This is a genomic window from Leifsonia sp. CL147, from assembly GCF_900114565.1.
GTDB lineage: Bacteria > Actinomycetota > Actinomycetes > Actinomycetales > Microbacteriaceae > Leifsonia.
The window spans coordinates 107,437-122,900 of the sequence record NZ_FOTM01000011.1 but is presented as its reverse complement, the minus strand read 5'-3'; the positions used below and the strand labels follow the sequence as shown (position 1 = coordinate 122,900).

The window sequence follows — 15,464 nt, the reverse complement described above, 5'->3', positions numbered from 1 at the left end:
CGATCGTGGATCGCAATTTCGTTCCCGCAAGCAGGCCCGTGCTCTGCACCGACATGGCCTGGTCGGATCGATGGGCCGTGTCGGGGCCGCAGGCGACAACGCGGCGATGGAATCCTTCTTCGCCCTCCTGCAAAAGAACGTCCTGAACCGGCGCTCCTGGGCCACCCGCCAAGATCTCCGGATCGCGATCGTCACCTGGATCGAACGCACCTAATACCACCGACGCCGCCGACAAGACCGGCTCGGCCGTTTGACGCCCATCGAGTTCGAGACCATCATGAACAACAACCTGGCCCTCGCGGCCTAAACCGAAACTGTCACCCTCCGCTGCACCAGTCCCCGTTGGCGGCGCTGGGAGTGCACATTCGTGACGAATGTGGAGGGAAGCGATGGGAGTGGGCGGAGCGCACATTCGTGACGAATGTGGGGTTGGGGGCGTTGGGAGTGCACATTCGTGACGAATGTCGAGGGGGGAGGGGAGCGCGGGGAGCGGAGGGGAGGAGGGGGGCAGGGCTAATCGGCGGGGGCCGGGGAGGTGCGGGCGAGTTCGACGTCCTCGACGCGCGAGCGGGGCATCGCGAGTCCGGCGAGGATCGTCAGGACGGCCGCGATGGCCACGGCGATGAAGACGGCCGTCGAGGCCGATTGGATGGTCGCCGGCGCGTGCGCACCGGCCGCTGCCGCGGCGCCGCCCGCGACCGCACCGCCGCCCGCCGCCGCACCGCCGGCGCCGCCGGAGGTCGCTCCGATGATCGCGTTGGCGATCGCGCCGAAGACGGCGACCCCGACCGCGCTGCCGATCGACCGCGCGAACATGTTGCTGCCCGTGACCACGCCGCGCTCGTTCCACGGGACGCTCGACTGCGCGGCGATGAGCGTGGGCGTCGCGATGAGCCCCATCCCGAGCCCGACCACGAAACAGCTGACCGCGACGAACAGCACCGACGGCGCGACGGAGGTCGCCGCGAGGGATGCCGCGCCGGCGATCGCGATGCCCGCGCCGAGGAGGGCCGTGTTGCGGAAGCCGATCCGCAGGTAGAACCGCCCGGACAGGCTCGCCGCGATGGGCCAGCCGAGGGTGAGGGCCGCGACGGCGAGTCCCGAAACGATCGGCACGACCCCGATGGTGCCCTCCAGGTAGGTCGGGACGTACGACGTCAGGCCGATGAGGATGGCGCCCACGCCGAGCGAGATGAGCGTCGTGGTGACCAGCAGCCGCCGCGAGAACAGCCGCAAGGGGAGCACCGGCTCCTCCGCACGCAACTCCACGAGCACGAACGCGACGAGCAGCAGGCCGCCGACGGCGAAGGCGCCGACGCTCCAGACGGAGGTCCACGCCCACGCCTGCCCGCCCTCGAGCACGGCGAGGATGAGCAGCGTCATCCCGCCCGTCAGGAGCGCGGCGCCCGTGTAGTCGATGCGGTGGCGACGGCGCTCGATGGTCTCCTGGAAGGTGCGGATCAGCATCCATGCGGCCAGGATGCACAGCGGCACGTTGACGAAGAAGATCCACCGCCACGACAGGAACTGCGAGAACACGCCGCCGAGGGTCGGTCCGACGACCGAGGAGATCGCCCACACGCTCGCCAGGTAGCCCTGCGTCTTGGCGCGCTCGGCGACCGTGTAGATGTCGCCGGCGATGGTCATCGACATCGGCTGGATGGCGCCCGCGCCGAGTCCCTGCAGCGCGCGGAACGCGATCAGTGCCGGCATGCTCCAGGCGAACCCGCAGAGCACCGATCCGACGAGGAAGAGCGCGATGCCGACGAGGACGATCGGCTTGCGCCCGACGGTGTCCGACAGCTTCGCGTAGACCGGGACGGACACGGCCTGCGCCAGCAGGTACACCGAGAACAGCCACGGGAACTGCGCGAATCCACCCAGGTCCTGAACGATCGAGGGCACGGCCGTCGCCAGGATCGTGGAGTCGATGGCCACCAGTCCCGTCGTCAGCATCAGCGCGATCAGGATGGGTCCCCGCTCCGACCGGAAGCCGACGCTCGCTCGGGTGGGTTCGCTCATACCGATGGACAACGCACGAGGGCCGGCCGCATTCCCGGCTTGACGTGAAAGAAGACGAGAGCGACAATCTGAAACATGTCTTTCATATCGGAATCGGCGACCGGATCGACGACCGGATCGGCGACCGGATCGGCGCCCGGGTCCGCGACCGCATCAGCGTCAGCCGCGGCCCCAGCACCCGCCGCCTCCGCCCGCCCCGAGCGCCGCACCACCGTCACCGACCCCCGCGCGCTGCGCGCCCTCGCGCATCCCCTCCGCCTCGCGCTGCTGGACCACCTCATGTCGTTCGGCCCGCGCACCGCGAGCGAGTGCGCGGCCGTGGTCGGCTCGACGCCCTCCAACTGCAGCTACCACCTGCGCGCCCTCGCGCGCGTGGGCCTCGTGGAGCCGGTGGAGGCGCACGACGGACGCGAGCGTCCGTGGCGGTCGGCATCCACCGGCCTCTCCTTCGGCCGCACGGACGACCCGGGGTTCGCCATCGGGTCGGACACCGTCGAGCGTGCGCTCGCGGACCGGCAGGTCGACGACGAGGCGGCGCTCGTCCACCGTGCGATCGCGCAGCGGGACGAGCAGCCGGCCGAGTGGCGCGAGGCGAACATGCTCAACGGGTACGCGCTCAAGCTCACATCTCAGGAGCTCCGCGAACTGGGGGAGCGATTGGATGCGCTCATCCGCCCGTACATCGCCCTCACGCGCGCCGACCCACCGGAGGGCAGCGACGTCGTGGCGCTGCACCTCAACGCGTTCCGGCATCCCGACGCCGTCGTCGCCGCCTGGGCCGCAGCGGCGTCCGAGGTGGAGGACCGTCCATGACGACGAGCACGCCCGCCGGGCGCACGACCACGCCCGTCGGGCGCACGCGCTCGCCGCTGCTCCGGCGCGACTTCGCCCTGGTCTGGACCGCCGGACTCGTCTCGGACACCGGCGACTGGCTCCTGATGATCGCCCTCCCGCTGTTCGCCCTGTCGGCGACCGGGTCGGCGCTCGGCGCGTCCACGGTGTTCCTCGTGGAGCTCATCCCGATGCTCCTCGTCGGCAGCTTCCTCGGAGTCCTCGTGGACCGCTGGGATCACCGGCGGACGATCGTCGTGGTGGCGCTCCTGCAGGGCGTCCTGCTCCTGCCGTTGCTCGCGGCGAGCGCGGACCGCATGGGCATCGTCTACGCTGTCGCCGCGGTGGAGGCGGTGCTCGGCGCGATCATCAACCCGGCGCGGCAGGCGATGATCCCGCAACTCGTGGGCGCCGACCAGCTGGCCCGCGGCAACGCGCTGGTCGCGGTGAGCGACAACCTGGCGCGACTCGTGGGATCGCCGCTCGGCGGTCTCTCCTTCGCCCTCTGGGGGCTGCCGGGGGTCGTGATCGCGGACGCGGCGTCGTACCTGGCGACCGCGGGCCTCGTCGCGCTCTTGCGTCCGCATCCCCTTCCGCCCGAGCAGGCGCGGTCGGCGCGGCCGGCGCCGTCAGCGCAGCCGACGCGGTCGGCGCGGTCGGCCCAGCCAGCGCAGCCGACGCGGCCGGCCCAGCCGGCGCTCCCCGGAGCCGAGCCGGAGGAGGACGCCGCACAGCAGCCTCCCGAACAGGCGGTCGCCGCCGAGCGCCGCATCCTCCGCGAGTGGAGGGACGGCCTCGCCGTGATCGCCCGCTCGGCCACCCTCCGCACGATCGCGCTCCTCGCCGCTCTCGGCGGGATCGCGCAGGGACTCTTCCTCGTCCTGTTCCTGGTCTACGTGATCGAGAACCTGGGCGCCGGGGACACGGGCGCCGGCATCATCCGCGGCGTGCAGGCGATCGGCGGCGTCCTCGGCGGCCTGGTCACCGGCGTGCTCGCGCGCCGCCTCGGGCCGCGCTCGCTCATCGGCGGCGGCTACCTGGTGTTCGGGATGCTGTCCCTCCTCACCTGGAACCTCGCGCCCTTCACGACAGCGCTCTGGGTCTACGCCGGACTGTTCATCGCGATGGGCATCCCCGGAGTGACCACGGCGACGGGAGAGATCACGCTCGTCCAGACGGCTGTGCCGCCGCGCGCCCTCGGCCGGGTGATCGCGGCGATCACCACGCTCGACGGCGCCGCGCAGGCGATCGGCCTGCTGCTCGGCGGTCTGCTCGCGGACTCGGGCGACATCGTCCCGGTGCTCGACGTCCAAGCATCCCTCTATCTCGTCTGCGGTGCGATCGGGATTCTGGCCTTCGGCAGCCGGACCCGGCTTCCCTAACGCCGTCGGCGGGCATAGGGTGCTGGCGTGCTCCCCGGAGGTGGATGATGACGTTTCGCACCCCGCACCGATCCCGCCCGCTGCTGCACCGCGGCCCGCTGCGCCGGGCCCTCGCCCTCAGCGCGATCGCCGCCGCCGCCCTCACCGGACTCACCGCCTGCGACCTGTTCGCTCCGCAAGACACCAAGCACATCGTGGAGGCCAGCGTCGGGGTGAGCGCGCGGGTCGGGCAGGTGTTCGTCGGCAACGCGGTGCTCGTCAGCAGCGGCCACCACACCGCCAACCTCGTGGTCACGCTCGTGAACGAGGCGACCGACGCGCAGCAGCTCGAGATCGTCCCGGCCGCCGGCCACCACATCGCGATCTCGCTGAAGCCGCGCGGGATGCGCCGGCTGGGCGACCCGCCGACCGACGAGAGCCTCGTCACCGGGCTGGATGCGGCGCCCGGCGCCCTGACCACGGTGACGGTCACGAGCTCGGGCCAGACGGTGGGCCTGAAGGTCCCGGTCGTCAGCCGGGCCCTGCCGCCGTACGGCACGCTGACTCCGTCGCCCGCTCCGTCGCCCGCTCCGTCCCCGACTCCGACCGCAACCCCGTCCCCGACCCCGTCCCCGACCCCGTCCCGCTGACCGCACCGCCGCATCCACTCGCCCGGAGGCGGGATGCGCGACCTCGTTCCCACATGATATTGGCGGAAAACCCGCCCGGGTTGCCGGAGTTTCTGCGGATGGGAACGTAGGGTATCGGTGTGTGGCGACTGGACAGGAAGACCGACGATGACGACAGGACGTCGGACATCGGAGAAGACGACGCCCTGAACCCGCGCACGACGACGGCTCCCCACACCCTCAGTCTGGGCGACCCGGCCCTGGTCGCCGGCAACATCGCCGAGCCGGTGTGGAAGCGCTGGCGGGACGAGATCGCGGCCATCGGCGGCGACTCCCCGCTCCTGCATTTCGAGGACAGCCCGCGCACGCGCATCGAGCTGAGCACGACGCACCCGGGCGGGCTCCCGCAGTTCATCACCGGTCAGAGCACCCTGCTGTCGAGCCTGATCCGCGACGAGCTGGCGCTGCGCACCGCGCGCGCGGCCGCGAACGCGATCACGCAGAAGGGCATCGAACTGCGCTCGGTGCGCGGGATCGAGTCGGTGCACCTCGCGATCGGGCTCGCCCAGTGGCGCAACGGCGCGGACGAGTACCTGGCGCCCATCCTGCTGCGTCCCCTCGCCATCCGCCGCTACGGCCGCGACTTCGAGCTGAAGCTGAAGGGCCGCACGTTCCTCAACCCGGAGCTCGCCCGCGCGCTCAACGAGCAGTTCCAGATCACGCTGGATGCGGACGCGTTCGTCGCGCTCGCCGTGTCGAACGGTGTCTTCAAGCCGCAGCCTGTGATCGACCGGCTCCGCGGGCTCACCTCGCACCTGCCGTGGTTCAACGTGCAGCCGCGGCTGGTCGCCTCCTCGTTCGCCGATGTCGCGCCCGCGCTGACGGAGGAGGCGCGCGACCTCGACACGGTCCTCCTGGATGCGCTCGCCGGCAACCCGCGCGCCCGCACGACGATCGAGAGCGCCTTCAACCCGGTGGAGCCCATCCGGCAGGACGAGCGCCCGCCCGCGACCGACACCCTCCTTCTCGATGCCGACGAGACGCAGGAGACCGTGGTCGCCCAGATCGCGGCCGGCAACTCCGTCGTCGTAAAGACCCTGCCCGGCACCGGGGGGACGCAGACGATCGTCAACGCGATCGGCGCCCTGGTCGCCCAGCACAAGCGTGTGCTCGTGGTCAGCCCGCGCCGCTCCAGCCTCGACGACATCGCCCAGCGGCTGGCGAAGGCCGGGCTGCCGGGGCTCGCCGTCACCCCGCGCACGCTGCGCCGCGACCTCATCCAGTCGATCGCCCGCAACGAGAAGGCGACGCAACCCAAGGTCACCGACGTCGACGAGGCGCTGGTCCGCCTGCGCAAGGTGCTGGTCGACTACCGCGGTGCGCTGACCCGTCGCGACCCGGTGCTCGGCGTCTCGGTGCTGGACGCGCTGCGCGAGCTGTCCCGACTGTCGCTGCTGCCGTCCCCTCCGTCGACCACGGCCCGCCTCGGCCGCCGCACCATCGAGGCCCTCGCCCGCGACCGTGCGACCTCCGCTGACGCGCTCATCCGCGCCGCGCGTCTCGGCGAGTTCCGCTACGGGCCCGACGACTCGCCCTGGTACGGCGCCTCCTTCTCGACCACCGAGGAGGGCAAGGCCGCGCACGAACTGGCCAAGAAGCTCAGCCGCGCCGAACTGCCGCGCCTGATCGACCGCGCGAACGCCCTGATCGGCCAGACGCGGATGCGGCCCTTCGCCACGATCGCCGAGCTCGGCGTCTACCTGCGGCTGCTGCTCGACATCCGCGAGACGCTCGACAAGTTCACTCCGTCGGTCTTCGACCGCTCGCTCACCGAGCTGATCGCGGCCACCGCATCCCGTCGCGAATCGCTGTCGATGTCGAACGCGAACCGCCGCCGGCTGCGCAAGCACGCGCTCGAGTACGTCCGTCCGGGCGTGCACGTCACCGATCTCAACGAGAGCCTGCGGCGCATCCAGCAGCAGCGCATCCTCTGGAACCGCTTCGCGGTCGCGGGCGTCGTTCCCGAGGTTCCGGTCGGCATCGCGGACGTGCAGGTCGCCTACCAGCGCGTGGCCGAAGACCTGGCTCGGCTCGACATCCCGCTCGGGCGCACCGGCACGCCGCAGTCGCTCGCGGCGCTGCCCGTCGAGGAGCTGGCCCGCCAGATCGCCGGCCTCGCCGCCGAGTCCGAGGTGCTCGCCAACCTCCGCGAGCGCACCGCTCTGCTGACGCAGCTGCGCGACCTGGAGCTCGACCCCCTGATCTCGGACCTGTCCGTCCGGCACGTGCCCGACACGCAGGTCAGCGCCGAGCTGGAGCTGGCCTGGTGGCAGTCGGTGCTGGAGTCGCTGCTCGCCTCCGACCGCGCCCTCCTGAACGCGAACACCGGCGTGCTCGACCGCCTGGAGGCCGACTTCCGGCTCGTGGATGAGGCGCACGCCTCCGCGACCGGGAAGCAGCTGGCGTGGATGCTCGCCGAGACCTGGAAGATCGGCATCGTCGACTGGCCGGACGAGGCCGCGGCGCTCAAGCGACTCCTGAAGAACGGAACCCCGGCCGCGACCTCGTTGAACGAGGCGGCGCCGCACCTGGCCCGTCCGCTCGCGCCGGTCTGGCTGATCTCGCCCTACGAGGTGCCGGAGATCGGCCGCGAGTTCGGCTTCGACGCGGTGATGCTGGTGGATGCGGGCGCCTCGAGCCTCGCCGAGAACGTCCCCGTCATCCGCCGCGCCAAGCAGGTCGTCGCCTTCGGCGACCCGGTCACGCAGACCCCCTCCCGCTTCGACATCGGGGCGCACGAGTACGGGACGACGGTCGAGCCGGTCGACGTGGATGCGCTGCACGCCGACTCCGCGCTGGCCCGGCTCTCCGAGCTCCTGCCCGCCTACACCCTCAGCCGCAGCTACCGCGCCGGCGGCGAGGACCTCGCGGAGCTCGTCAACCGCCGCTTCTACGGCGGCATGATCGACTCCCTCCCGTGGGCCGGAACCTACCTCGGGCACGGGAGCCTCGCCCTCCACTACGTCACCGGCGGCCAGGGGATGCCCGACACCGACACGGGAGCGGTCGAGTCCACGGATGCCGAAGTCGCCAAGGTGGTCGAGCTGGTGCTGCAGCACGCGACCGAGCGGCCGCGCGAATCCCTCATGGTGATCACGGCGAGCGAACGGCACGCGGTGCGCGTCAACCAGGCCGTGCTCGCGGCGTTCTCGAAGCGGTCGGAGCTGGCCGACTTCATCCTCGGCGACCGCGCCGAGCCGTTCACCGTGGTCACACTGGACCAGTCCGTCGGCCAAAGCCGCGACCGCGTCATCTTCTCGATCGGCTACGGCCGCACGCCGCACGGCCGGCTGCTCTCGAACTTCGGAGCGCTCGCCGAACCGGGCGGCGACCGGCTGCTCGCCGTCGGCATGACGCGCGGACGTCGCGGCATGGACATCGTCTCCTGCTTCCGCCCGGAGGACATCGACGAGACGCGCATGCGCCACGGCATCGCAGCGCTCGCGCAGGTGCTGGGGGAGGCCGACCAGCTGCAGAGCGCGACTCCGGAGTACCTCAGCCCGGACGCGGACCCCATGGTGCTCGACCTCGCGCGGCGCCTGGCCCGGCGCGGCCTGGAGGTGCACCTCGGGTACCGCGGCAAGCTGACCCTGGTCGCGTCGCACGAGGGCCGGGCGGTCGTGGTGGAGACCGACCGGGATGTGTTCAAGGGCAGCCTGCGCGAGTCGCTGCGCTTGCGTCCGGACGTGCTGCGCCGCCTCGGCTGGCACTACCTCCGCGTCCACAGCTTCGAGCTGTTCGCGGACCCGGACGCCGTCGCCGGCCGCATCGCCAAGCTGATCGGCAGGACCGAGCCCACCACCGACGCGGACACGGCCCCCATCACGCTGCCCACCCTGGCGTGACCGGGCGACGGTTCGGCGCCTCGTGTCGCTTTAAACTGGACGGATGAGCGAGACACCCGGGACGCGTCGGCACCGGCGCGTGCAGCGCCCGGGCGCGCCCGGCGCCGACCCGGAGCCGCGCGTCGAGCCGGCGCCGCGCGTCGAGCCGGCCGCGCGCGTCGAGCCGGCCGAGGAGGAGGCGCACCCCTCCGACACGGACAACGCGCCCGCCTGGTCGTCGAACGACGAGCGGCTGCGCCGCGACGTCCCCCCGCACTGGTAGCCGCCCCTCCCACCTCCGCCCTCCGCCCTCGGCCCCCCTCCGCCCTCCCGCCTCCGCCCTCCGCCCTCCGCCGAGGTGCTCGTCGTTGCAGGCGACACGCCGTGCGGGCGTGCAACAACGAGCACCTCGGTGGGATCGGCCGAGGGGATGCGAGCCGCCGCTCCGCGCGCCCCCGCGCCCCCGCGCGCGACCCTCCCGCGCGCCGCGCGCCGCGCGTGACCCTCCCGCGCCGCGCTCGCCGCGCGCCGCGCTCGCCCCCTCCCGCGCCGCGCGCGCCCCCTCCCGCCCCGCGCGCATCCGCTCCCCACCTCGTCGAGGTGCTCGTCGTTGCAGGCGACACGCCGTGCGAGGGTGTAACAACGAGCACTTCGGCGGAATCTGCCGAGTGGATGCGAGCCGTCGGTTCGCGCGCCCCCACGTGCCCCAGGCGCCCCACGCGCCGCGCGCGTCCCGGTCCCACCTCGTCGAGGTGCTCGTTGTCGCAGGCGACACGCCGTGCGAGGGTGTAACAACGAGCACTTCGGCGAGAGCTGCTGAGGGGGTGCGAGCCGTCGGTCCGCGCCCACGCGCGCCGCGCGCTTCCCACCTCGTCGAGGTGCTCGTTGTCGCAGGCGACACGCCGTGTGAGGGTGCAACAACGAGCACTTCGGCGGGATCTGGCGAGGGGGTGCGAGCCGTCGGTCCTCATGCCCCCGGTTTCTTGCGCAGTCGCGCCCGCGTCCTTCCGCGCTGCGATGGCGCGCGTCCCGGTCCCACCTCGTCGAGGTGCTCGTTGTTGCAGGCGACACGCCGTGCGGGGGTGTAATAACGAGCACTTCGGCGGGATCTGGCGAGGGGGTGCGAGCCCTTGGTTCTCATGCCCCCGGTTTCTCGCGCTCTCGCGCTCTCGCGCTGTCGCGCTCGCGTCCTTCCGCGCTGTGATGGCGCACGTCACTGTCCCCACTCCGCCGAGGTGCTCGTTGTTGCAGGCGACACGCCGTGCGGGGGTGTAACAACGAGCACCTCGGCGTGAGCCGGCGGAGTGGGAGTGGGGAGTGCGGCGCGGGGTGGCGGCGCGGGGGTTAGGGGAGGGGGTCGGCGTGCTTGCCCGCGGACTGGGGCGGGGCCTGCTGCGCGCGGAGGAGGTCGCGGATCTCGGTGAGGAGGTCGAGCTCGGTGATCGGCGCGTCCGGCTCCACGGCACCCTTCTTGCGGAGGCGGTCCATGCGCGACTTCAGGTGGTTGATCGGGTAGACGAAGACGAAGTAGACGACCACGGCGATGATCAGGAAGTTGATGATCGCCGCGAGGACTGCCCCGAACTTGATGTCCGCGTGGCCGATGGGGAGGATGAGCGCCTTGTCGAAACCCTGCGTCTTGGCGATGGCGCCGATCAGCGGGTTGATGAGGTTGGTCACGATCGAGGTGACGACGGCGGTGAACGCGGCGCCGATGACGACCGCGACGGCCAGGTCGATCACGTTACCGCGGAGGATGAACTCCCGGAATCCTTTGAGCAAGACCGATCCTTTCGAAGAGGAGGTGGTCGCAGATCCGCTAAGCGGCGGAACCGGAGGACGAGCTCGATCCGGACGAGCCGGAGGAGGAGGAGGAGGACGACGACGAGCCCGAGGAGGAAGACGAGCCGGACGAGGACGACCCCGAGCCGGACGACGATGACCCGGAGCCGGACGACCCCGAGCCGGACGACGAGGACGACGAGCCGGACGACCCCGACCCCGACCCCGACCCCGAGTCCGCCGCGGCCTTCTTCGTCCCCCCGCGCGAGTCCGTCCGGTAGAACCCGGACCCGTTGAAGGTCACGCCGACCGTGCCGAACACCTTGCGCAGCGAACCGCCGCAGTTCGGGCACACCGTCAGAGCGTCGTCGGTGAAGGCCTGCTGGATGTCGAAGGAGGTGCCGCAGTCGCGGCACGAGTACGAGTAAGTGGGCATTGTCTTTCCGCTACGTGGGTCAGGTGGTGCGGTGCTCAGGTGAACTGGACGATCCGGGTGGGGGTGACCGCGCCATCCACCGGCTGGTCGTGACGCTCGCGCGGCACCTCGTCCACGAGCTCGCCGTCGAAGACGACGGCGTACACCGGGGGACATTTTTCCATGCTGCCGAGTGTCTTGTCGAAGTAGCCGCGACCCCAGCCCATGCGCATCCCGGTCGCATCCACGGCCGCCGCCGGCACCAGGATGAGGTCGACGTCGTTGATCGCGATCGGTCCGAGCAGGTCGCCGACGGCCTCGGGGAGCCCGAACAGCCCCTCCGTCTCGCTCTCGCCGTCGCCGGTGGTCCAGTCGAGGAGGCCGTCCTCGCGTGACACGGGGAGCAGCACGCGCATCCCCTGCTCGTGGGCCCAGTTCAGGAACGGCCGGGTGTCCGGCTCCGTCGGGGTGGAGAGGTAGGCCGAGAGGCTGCGGGCGGAGAGGTCGGTCGCCAGGTCGACGAGGTTGCGCGTGATTCCCGCTGTCGCGGTCTCCCGCTCGGTCGTGGTCTGGTTCTGCCGGCGCTCGCGGAGCTCCGCACGCAGGGCGCGCTTGCGATGAGCGGCAGTGTCCGGGTCCATACCGCAATCCTAGGAGATGCCATCCTGTGCGCCGATGAAATGCGGATACTGTAGGCGGCATGGCTAATCACGACCGCGTCACGAAAGCAGTGATCCCTGCCGCCGGCCTCGGAACCCGCTTCCTCCCTGCCACGAAGGCGATGCCCAAGGAGATGCTTCCGGTCGTGGACAAGCCGGCCATCCAGTACGTCGTCGAGGAAGCGGTGGATGCGGGCCTCCACGACGTCCTGATGATCACCGGCCGCAACAAGAACGCCCTCGAGAACCACTTCGATCGCAACGCCGAGCTGGAGGAGACCCTCACCAGGAAGGGCGACACCGACCGTCTCGAGAAGGTCAACTACTCCACGGCCCTGGCCGACATGCACTACGTGCGCCAGGGCGACCCGAAGGGGCTCGGCCACGCGGTCCTCCGTGCGAAGATGCACGTCGGACGCGAACCGTTCGCCGTGCTCCTCGGCGACGACATCATCGACTCTCGGGATGTGCTGCTGAAGCGGATGCTGGACGTCCAGGCCCAGCGCAACGCCACGGTCGTGGCCCTGCTGGAGGTCGACCCCGACTCCATCCACCTGTACGGCGCTGCGGCCGTCGAGCCGACCGACGAGGAGGACGTGGTCCGGATCACGGGCCTCGTGGAGAAGCCGGACCGGGAGCACGCACCCTCGAACTACGCCGTCATCGGCCGCTACGTGCTGCGGCCGGAGGTCTTCGACGTCCTCGAGCAGACCGCCCCGGGACGCGGCGGCGAGATCCAGCTCACGGATGCGCTGCAGTCGATGGCACAGGCGCCGGACTGGACCGGCGGCGTGTACGGCATCGTCTTCCGCGGCCGCCGCTACGACACCGGCGACCGGCTCGACTACATCAAGGCGATCGTCCGTCTGGCGGTCGACCGCGAGGACCTCGGCCCCGAACTGCGGCCGTGGCTGCGGGAGTTCGCGGCGGAGCTGGAGGACGAACCGGTCGACTTCGTCGAGGAGATGCCGACCGGCCCCATCCAGACGCTCTCCGACCGCATCCGCTGACAGCCGGCCGAAGGAGGAGTCTGTGGCGTTCGTGGTCCCCACCCTCACCGAGGGCCGCGTCGGGTTACGTCCCATCCGCTTGCGCGATGCCCGCGCCCTGGAGCGATCCCTCCTCGAGAACCGCCGCTGGCTGCGGCAGTGGGAGGCGACGAGCCCGTACGCGCCCGGGTCGTTCGACACGCGGGCCAGCATCCGCTCGCTGCTCGGCAACGCGCGTGCCGGGCACGGCCTCCCGTTCGTCGTGGAGTGGGACGGCAAGCTCGCCGGCCAGCTGAACGTCTCCTCCATCGCCTACGGGTCGCTGTCGAGCGCGACGATCGGGTACTGGATAGCGGAGGAGTTCGCGGGCCGCAGCATCACGCCGACGGCGGTCGCGCTGGCGACCGACTACTGCTTCTACCAGCTGGGCCTGCATCGGATGGAGATCTGCATCCGCCCCGAGAACGCGCCCAGCCTGCGTGTGGTCGAGAAGCTCGGCTTCCGCTACGAGGGACTGCGCCGGCGGTACATCCACATCAATGGGGACTGGCGCGATCACTTCTGCTTCGGGCTGGTGTCCGAGGAGCTCAGCCAGGGGGTGCTGCGGCGGTGGCTGGACCACAACGTCCCGGACGACGCCGCTGTGATCCCTGCCGAGGACCGCGCGGCGGCGGCGGTCCCGCTGCCGATCGCGCGCCAGCACTGAGGGTCGGGCCTCCCGCCGTTGGCGTAGGCACGTGCGACCTCCGGCACGGGGCTGCGTGCAGCGAGCCTCCAGCCCGGAGCCTCCTGAAAGAACTCTGGATCAGGTGACACACCCCCACGACTGACCGGGCCGCGGTCCCTGCCGCCCCTACCGTAGAGGCATGACTGGGGATGTGATGGGCGGTGGGGTCGTCGTCGCTGTAGCGGCCGCCCTGTGGCTGGCCTACCTTGTCCCGGTGTGGCTGCGTCGCCGGGAGTACCTGGCGACCGAGCGGAACGCCGTGCGCCTGCAGCAGACGCTGCGCATCCTCGCCGAGACCAGCGAGCTCCCCGACGAAGTGCGGATGGAGGCGACGGCGCGCACGGTCGCGGAGCAGCAGCGCATCCTCCGCAAGGCCGAGCAGCGGACTCTTGCCACCGCCCGCGCCGAGGCCGCCGCCCACGCCCGCCGGGAGCAGGCGCTCGCGGAGGAGCGCCGCCGGGCCGCCGAGGAGGCGGAACAGGCGGCTGCCGAGGCGATCGCGATCGAGCGGGCTTCGCGCGCGGCCGCGGCCCAGCGGGCGCGGGTGCTCGCGACCGCACGGATCACGACCGATGCCGTCGCGCATGCCCTCTCGCCGCAACGGCGTCGCCGGCTGCGCCGGGCGCGTGCGGTGTCGACGCTCGTGCTCGTGGCCGGACTGATGGGACTCGTCGCCGGCGCCGTCCTGCTGTTCGAGACCGGTGCGTGGCTGCTCGTCGCCGCCTCCGTCGGCGCCGTGTCGGTCGCCGGGTGGATGCTGGGCCGGCTGGCTCGCCCGCAGCGAGCCGCCGCGCGTCCGCAGCCGCTCGTGCGCACCTCGCAGGTCGCGCCGGAGCTGTACGACCACGCGCAGCACGATGTTCCTGTGCAGGAGCGGCTGCGGCAGAGCTGGACGCCGCGTCCGCTGCCGAAGCCGTTGCACCTGTCGCCGGGAACGGTCGCCGCGGCCGCGATGGCGTCGGTGGATGCGGCCGCCGAGCTGCGACGCGCCGCGGCGCGCGCGGAGCTGGAGCGGAAGGCGGCTGCGGCGGGCGCCGCGGCTGTGGCGGGGGCGGGGGCGGAGCGCGCGGCTGCGGCTGCGGCTGCGGCGGGGGCGGCAGAGCGCGCAGCGGCGCCGGCGCCGGTTCCGCTCAGGGCGGTCGGACGCGTGGGGGAGGCGCTGGGGAACGCGGGAAGCGGGGCTGCGGTTTCCGCGCCAGCATCCACTCCGAGCCGCTACGCCCGCATGGGCGTCCTGGACGACGTCGGCACCGGCAGCCTGGACCTGGACGCCGTGCTGCGTCGCCGCCGGGCCGCGAGCTGAGACGGTTCCCGGGCGCCGTCGGAGGTGCCCTCAGCGGCCCTCGCGGATTTCGACTCGACCGGCGGAGGGTGCTAGTCTTTCTAAGCAGTTCCCCGGGGCTATGGCGCAGTTGGTAGCGCGCTTCGTTCGCATCGAAGAGGTCAGGAGTTCGAATCTCCTTAGCTCCACCACCACCGGAAAGGCCGCCCGATCGGGCGGCCTTTTCTGCTCGATGCGGGGCGCCCGGGGCTCAGCGCGGTCAGACGATGAGCAGGATCGCCAGGACCAGCATGAGCACGGCGATCCCGCCGTCGAGGATGCGCCAGGCTACCGGCTTCGCGAAGACGGGCGCGGCGAAGCGCGCGCCGAAGCCCAGCAGCCCGAACCAGAGCAGGCTCGCCGTCGCCGCGCCAGCGCCGAAGACCCAGCGTCCGGGGTCGCCGTGCGACGCGGACAGGGAGCCGAGCAGGAGCACCGTGTCGAGGTAGACGTGCGGGTTGAGCCACGTGATCGCGAGACACGTCGCGACCGCCGCCGCGAGCGAGCCGGCGACGGCACCGGTGGCGGTCAACGATTCCGGCCGCAGCGCGCGGCGGGCGGCGAACACGGCGTACCCGAGCAAGAAGGCGAAACCGGCCCAGCGAACGATCCCGAGCGCCACCGGTGCGTTCTTCACCAGCACACCGATCCCGGCGACGCCCGCGGCGATCAGCGCGGCGTCGCTCACAACGCAGATGATCACGATCGGCAGCACGTTCGCGCGGCGGAGGCCCTGACGGAGGACGAATGCATTCTGCGCGCCGATGGCGACGATGAGGGATGCGGCCGAGCCGAGGCCGGTGAGGAACGTTGCGAGCACGGTGTCGACGCTAGGTCCTGCAGG

At 71.7% G+C, this 15,464-nt stretch carries 13 protein-coding genes, 1 tRNA gene and 1 pseudogene; 10 read left to right on the top strand and 5 right to left on the bottom strand.

Going from position 1 to position 15,464, the window contains the following annotated elements; all coding sequences use genetic code 11:
* Window positions 1–307: pseudogene (locus tag BM287_RS11165) on the top strand (integrase core domain-containing protein); the annotation flags it as partial.
* Window positions 308–513: 206 nt separating this feature from the next.
* Here the strand turns inward: BM287_RS11165 and BM287_RS11160 are convergent.
* Window positions 514–2,022, bottom strand: coding sequence for an MFS transporter (locus tag BM287_RS11160; RefSeq protein WP_090039480.1), 1,509 nt, complete (start codon window positions 2,020–2,022; stop codon window positions 514–516).
* Between the two features lie 75 nt (window positions 2,023–2,097).
* Here BM287_RS11160 and BM287_RS11155 point away from each other — a divergent pair, with 75 nt between their 5' ends.
* The 5 genes from BM287_RS11155 (at window position 2,098) to BM287_RS11135 (ending at window position 9,010) form a co-directional block, all read left to right on the top strand.
* Entirely contained in the window at window positions 2,098–2,835 is a 738-nt protein-coding gene (locus tag BM287_RS11155) for a winged helix-turn-helix domain-containing protein (RefSeq protein ID WP_090039477.1), read from the top strand.
* Window positions 2,832–4,235 (top strand): MFS transporter, encoded by a 1,404-nt coding sequence (locus BM287_RS11150; RefSeq protein ID WP_090039473.1) that lies wholly within the window; start codon window positions 2,832–2,834, stop codon window positions 4,233–4,235. Before BM287_RS11155 ends, BM287_RS11150 begins: the two co-directional genes overlap by 4 nt.
* A 47-nt stretch (window positions 4,236–4,282) precedes the next feature.
* Window positions 4,283–4,864: a hypothetical protein gene (locus BM287_RS11145; RefSeq protein ID WP_175463930.1), complete on the top strand. Its 582-nt coding sequence runs from the start codon at window positions 4,283–4,285 to the stop codon at window positions 4,862–4,864.
* A gap of 119 nt (window positions 4,865–4,983) precedes the next feature.
* Window positions 4,984–8,748, top strand: coding sequence for an ATP-binding protein (locus tag BM287_RS11140; RefSeq protein WP_090039469.1), 3,765 nt, complete (start codon window positions 4,984–4,986; stop codon window positions 8,746–8,748).
* A 43-nt stretch (window positions 8,749–8,791) separates the two neighbouring features.
* Window positions 8,792–9,010 carry a hypothetical protein gene (locus BM287_RS11135; protein WP_139230658.1) on the top strand — a complete coding sequence of 73 codons (219 nt, stop codon included), beginning with the start codon at window positions 8,792–8,794 and terminating at the stop codon, window positions 9,008–9,010.
* Between the two features lie 1,061 nt (window positions 9,011–10,071).
* Here BM287_RS11135 and mscL read toward each other — a convergent pair.
* From mscL to BM287_RS11120, 3 genes are read right to left on the bottom strand one after another with little or no spacing between them, the layout of a single operon-like run.
* Window positions 10,072–10,509, bottom strand: coding sequence for a large-conductance mechanosensitive channel protein MscL (gene mscL, locus BM287_RS11130; RefSeq protein WP_090039466.1), 438 nt, complete (start codon window positions 10,507–10,509; stop codon window positions 10,072–10,074).
* Window positions 10,510–10,546: 37 nt separating this feature from the next.
* On the bottom strand, window positions 10,547–10,945 hold the full coding sequence (locus BM287_RS11125) for an FmdB family zinc ribbon protein (protein WP_090039463.1): 399 nt from the start codon (window positions 10,943–10,945) through the stop codon (window positions 10,547–10,549).
* Window positions 10,946–10,980: 35 nt separating this feature from the next.
* The gene (locus tag BM287_RS11120) at window positions 10,981–11,565 is read right to left on the bottom strand and encodes a 5-formyltetrahydrofolate cyclo-ligase (RefSeq protein WP_090039460.1); all 585 of its coding nucleotides are present in this window, start codon (window positions 11,563–11,565) and stop codon (window positions 10,981–10,983) included.
* 59 nt (window positions 11,566–11,624) lie between these two features.
* Between BM287_RS11120 and galU the strand changes: the two genes are divergently transcribed.
* The 4 genes from galU to BM287_RS11100 all read left to right on the top strand — a co-directional run bounded on the left by galU (window position 11,625) and on the right by BM287_RS11100 (window position 14,772).
* Window positions 11,625–12,593 carry a UTP--glucose-1-phosphate uridylyltransferase GalU gene (gene galU, locus BM287_RS11115; protein WP_090039457.1) on the top strand — a complete coding sequence of 323 codons (969 nt, stop codon included), beginning with the start codon at window positions 11,625–11,627 and terminating at the stop codon, window positions 12,591–12,593.
* Between the two features lie 22 nt (window positions 12,594–12,615).
* Entirely contained in the window at window positions 12,616–13,278 is a 663-nt protein-coding gene (locus BM287_RS11110) for a GNAT family N-acetyltransferase (protein WP_090039455.1), read from the top strand.
* Between the two features lie 160 nt (window positions 13,279–13,438).
* Window positions 13,439–14,602, top strand: a complete 1,164-nt coding sequence (locus tag BM287_RS11105) for a hypothetical protein (RefSeq protein WP_090039453.1) — start codon at window positions 13,439–13,441, stop codon at window positions 14,600–14,602.
* 94 nt (window positions 14,603–14,696) lie between these two features.
* Window positions 14,697–14,772 (top strand) — tRNA-Ala (locus BM287_RS11100).
* A gap of 68 nt (window positions 14,773–14,840) precedes the next feature.
* On the opposite strand, the gene BM287_RS11095 is transcribed toward BM287_RS11100, so the two are convergent.
* Window positions 14,841–15,440, bottom strand: coding sequence for a LysE/ArgO family amino acid transporter (locus BM287_RS11095; RefSeq protein WP_090039450.1), 600 nt, complete (start codon window positions 15,438–15,440; stop codon window positions 14,841–14,843).
* Window positions 15,441–15,464: the final 24 nt, after the last annotated feature.

Excerpts from the sequence above, each read along its gene's own strand:
- BM287_RS11160 (WP_090039480.1), bottom strand. The coding sequence starts at position 2,022 with ATGAGCGAACCCACCCGAGCGAGCGTCGGCTTCCGGTCGGAGCGGGGA.
- BM287_RS11155 (WP_090039477.1), top strand. The coding sequence starts at position 2,098 with ATGTCTTTCATATCGGAATCGGCGACCGGATCGACGACCGGATCGGCG.
- galU (WP_090039457.1), top strand. The coding sequence starts at position 11,625 with ATGGCTAATCACGACCGCGTCACGAAAGCAGTGATCCCTGCCGCCGGC.
- BM287_RS11145 (WP_175463930.1), top strand. The coding sequence starts at position 4,283 with ATGACGTTTCGCACCCCGCACCGATCCCGCCCGCTGCTGCACCGCGGC.
- BM287_RS11105 (WP_090039453.1), top strand. The coding sequence starts at position 13,439 with ATGACTGGGGATGTGATGGGCGGTGGGGTCGTCGTCGCTGTAGCGGCC.
- BM287_RS11125 (WP_090039463.1), bottom strand. The coding sequence starts at position 10,945 with ATGCCCACTTACTCGTACTCGTGCCGCGACTGCGGCACCTCCTTCGAC.
- BM287_RS11135 (WP_139230658.1), top strand. The coding sequence starts at position 8,792 with ATGAGCGAGACACCCGGGACGCGTCGGCACCGGCGCGTGCAGCGCCCG.
- BM287_RS11150 (WP_090039473.1), top strand. The coding sequence starts at position 2,832 with ATGACGACGAGCACGCCCGCCGGGCGCACGACCACGCCCGTCGGGCGC.
- BM287_RS11120 (WP_090039460.1), bottom strand. The coding sequence starts at position 11,565 with ATGGACCCGGACACTGCCGCTCATCGCAAGCGCGCCCTGCGTGCGGAG.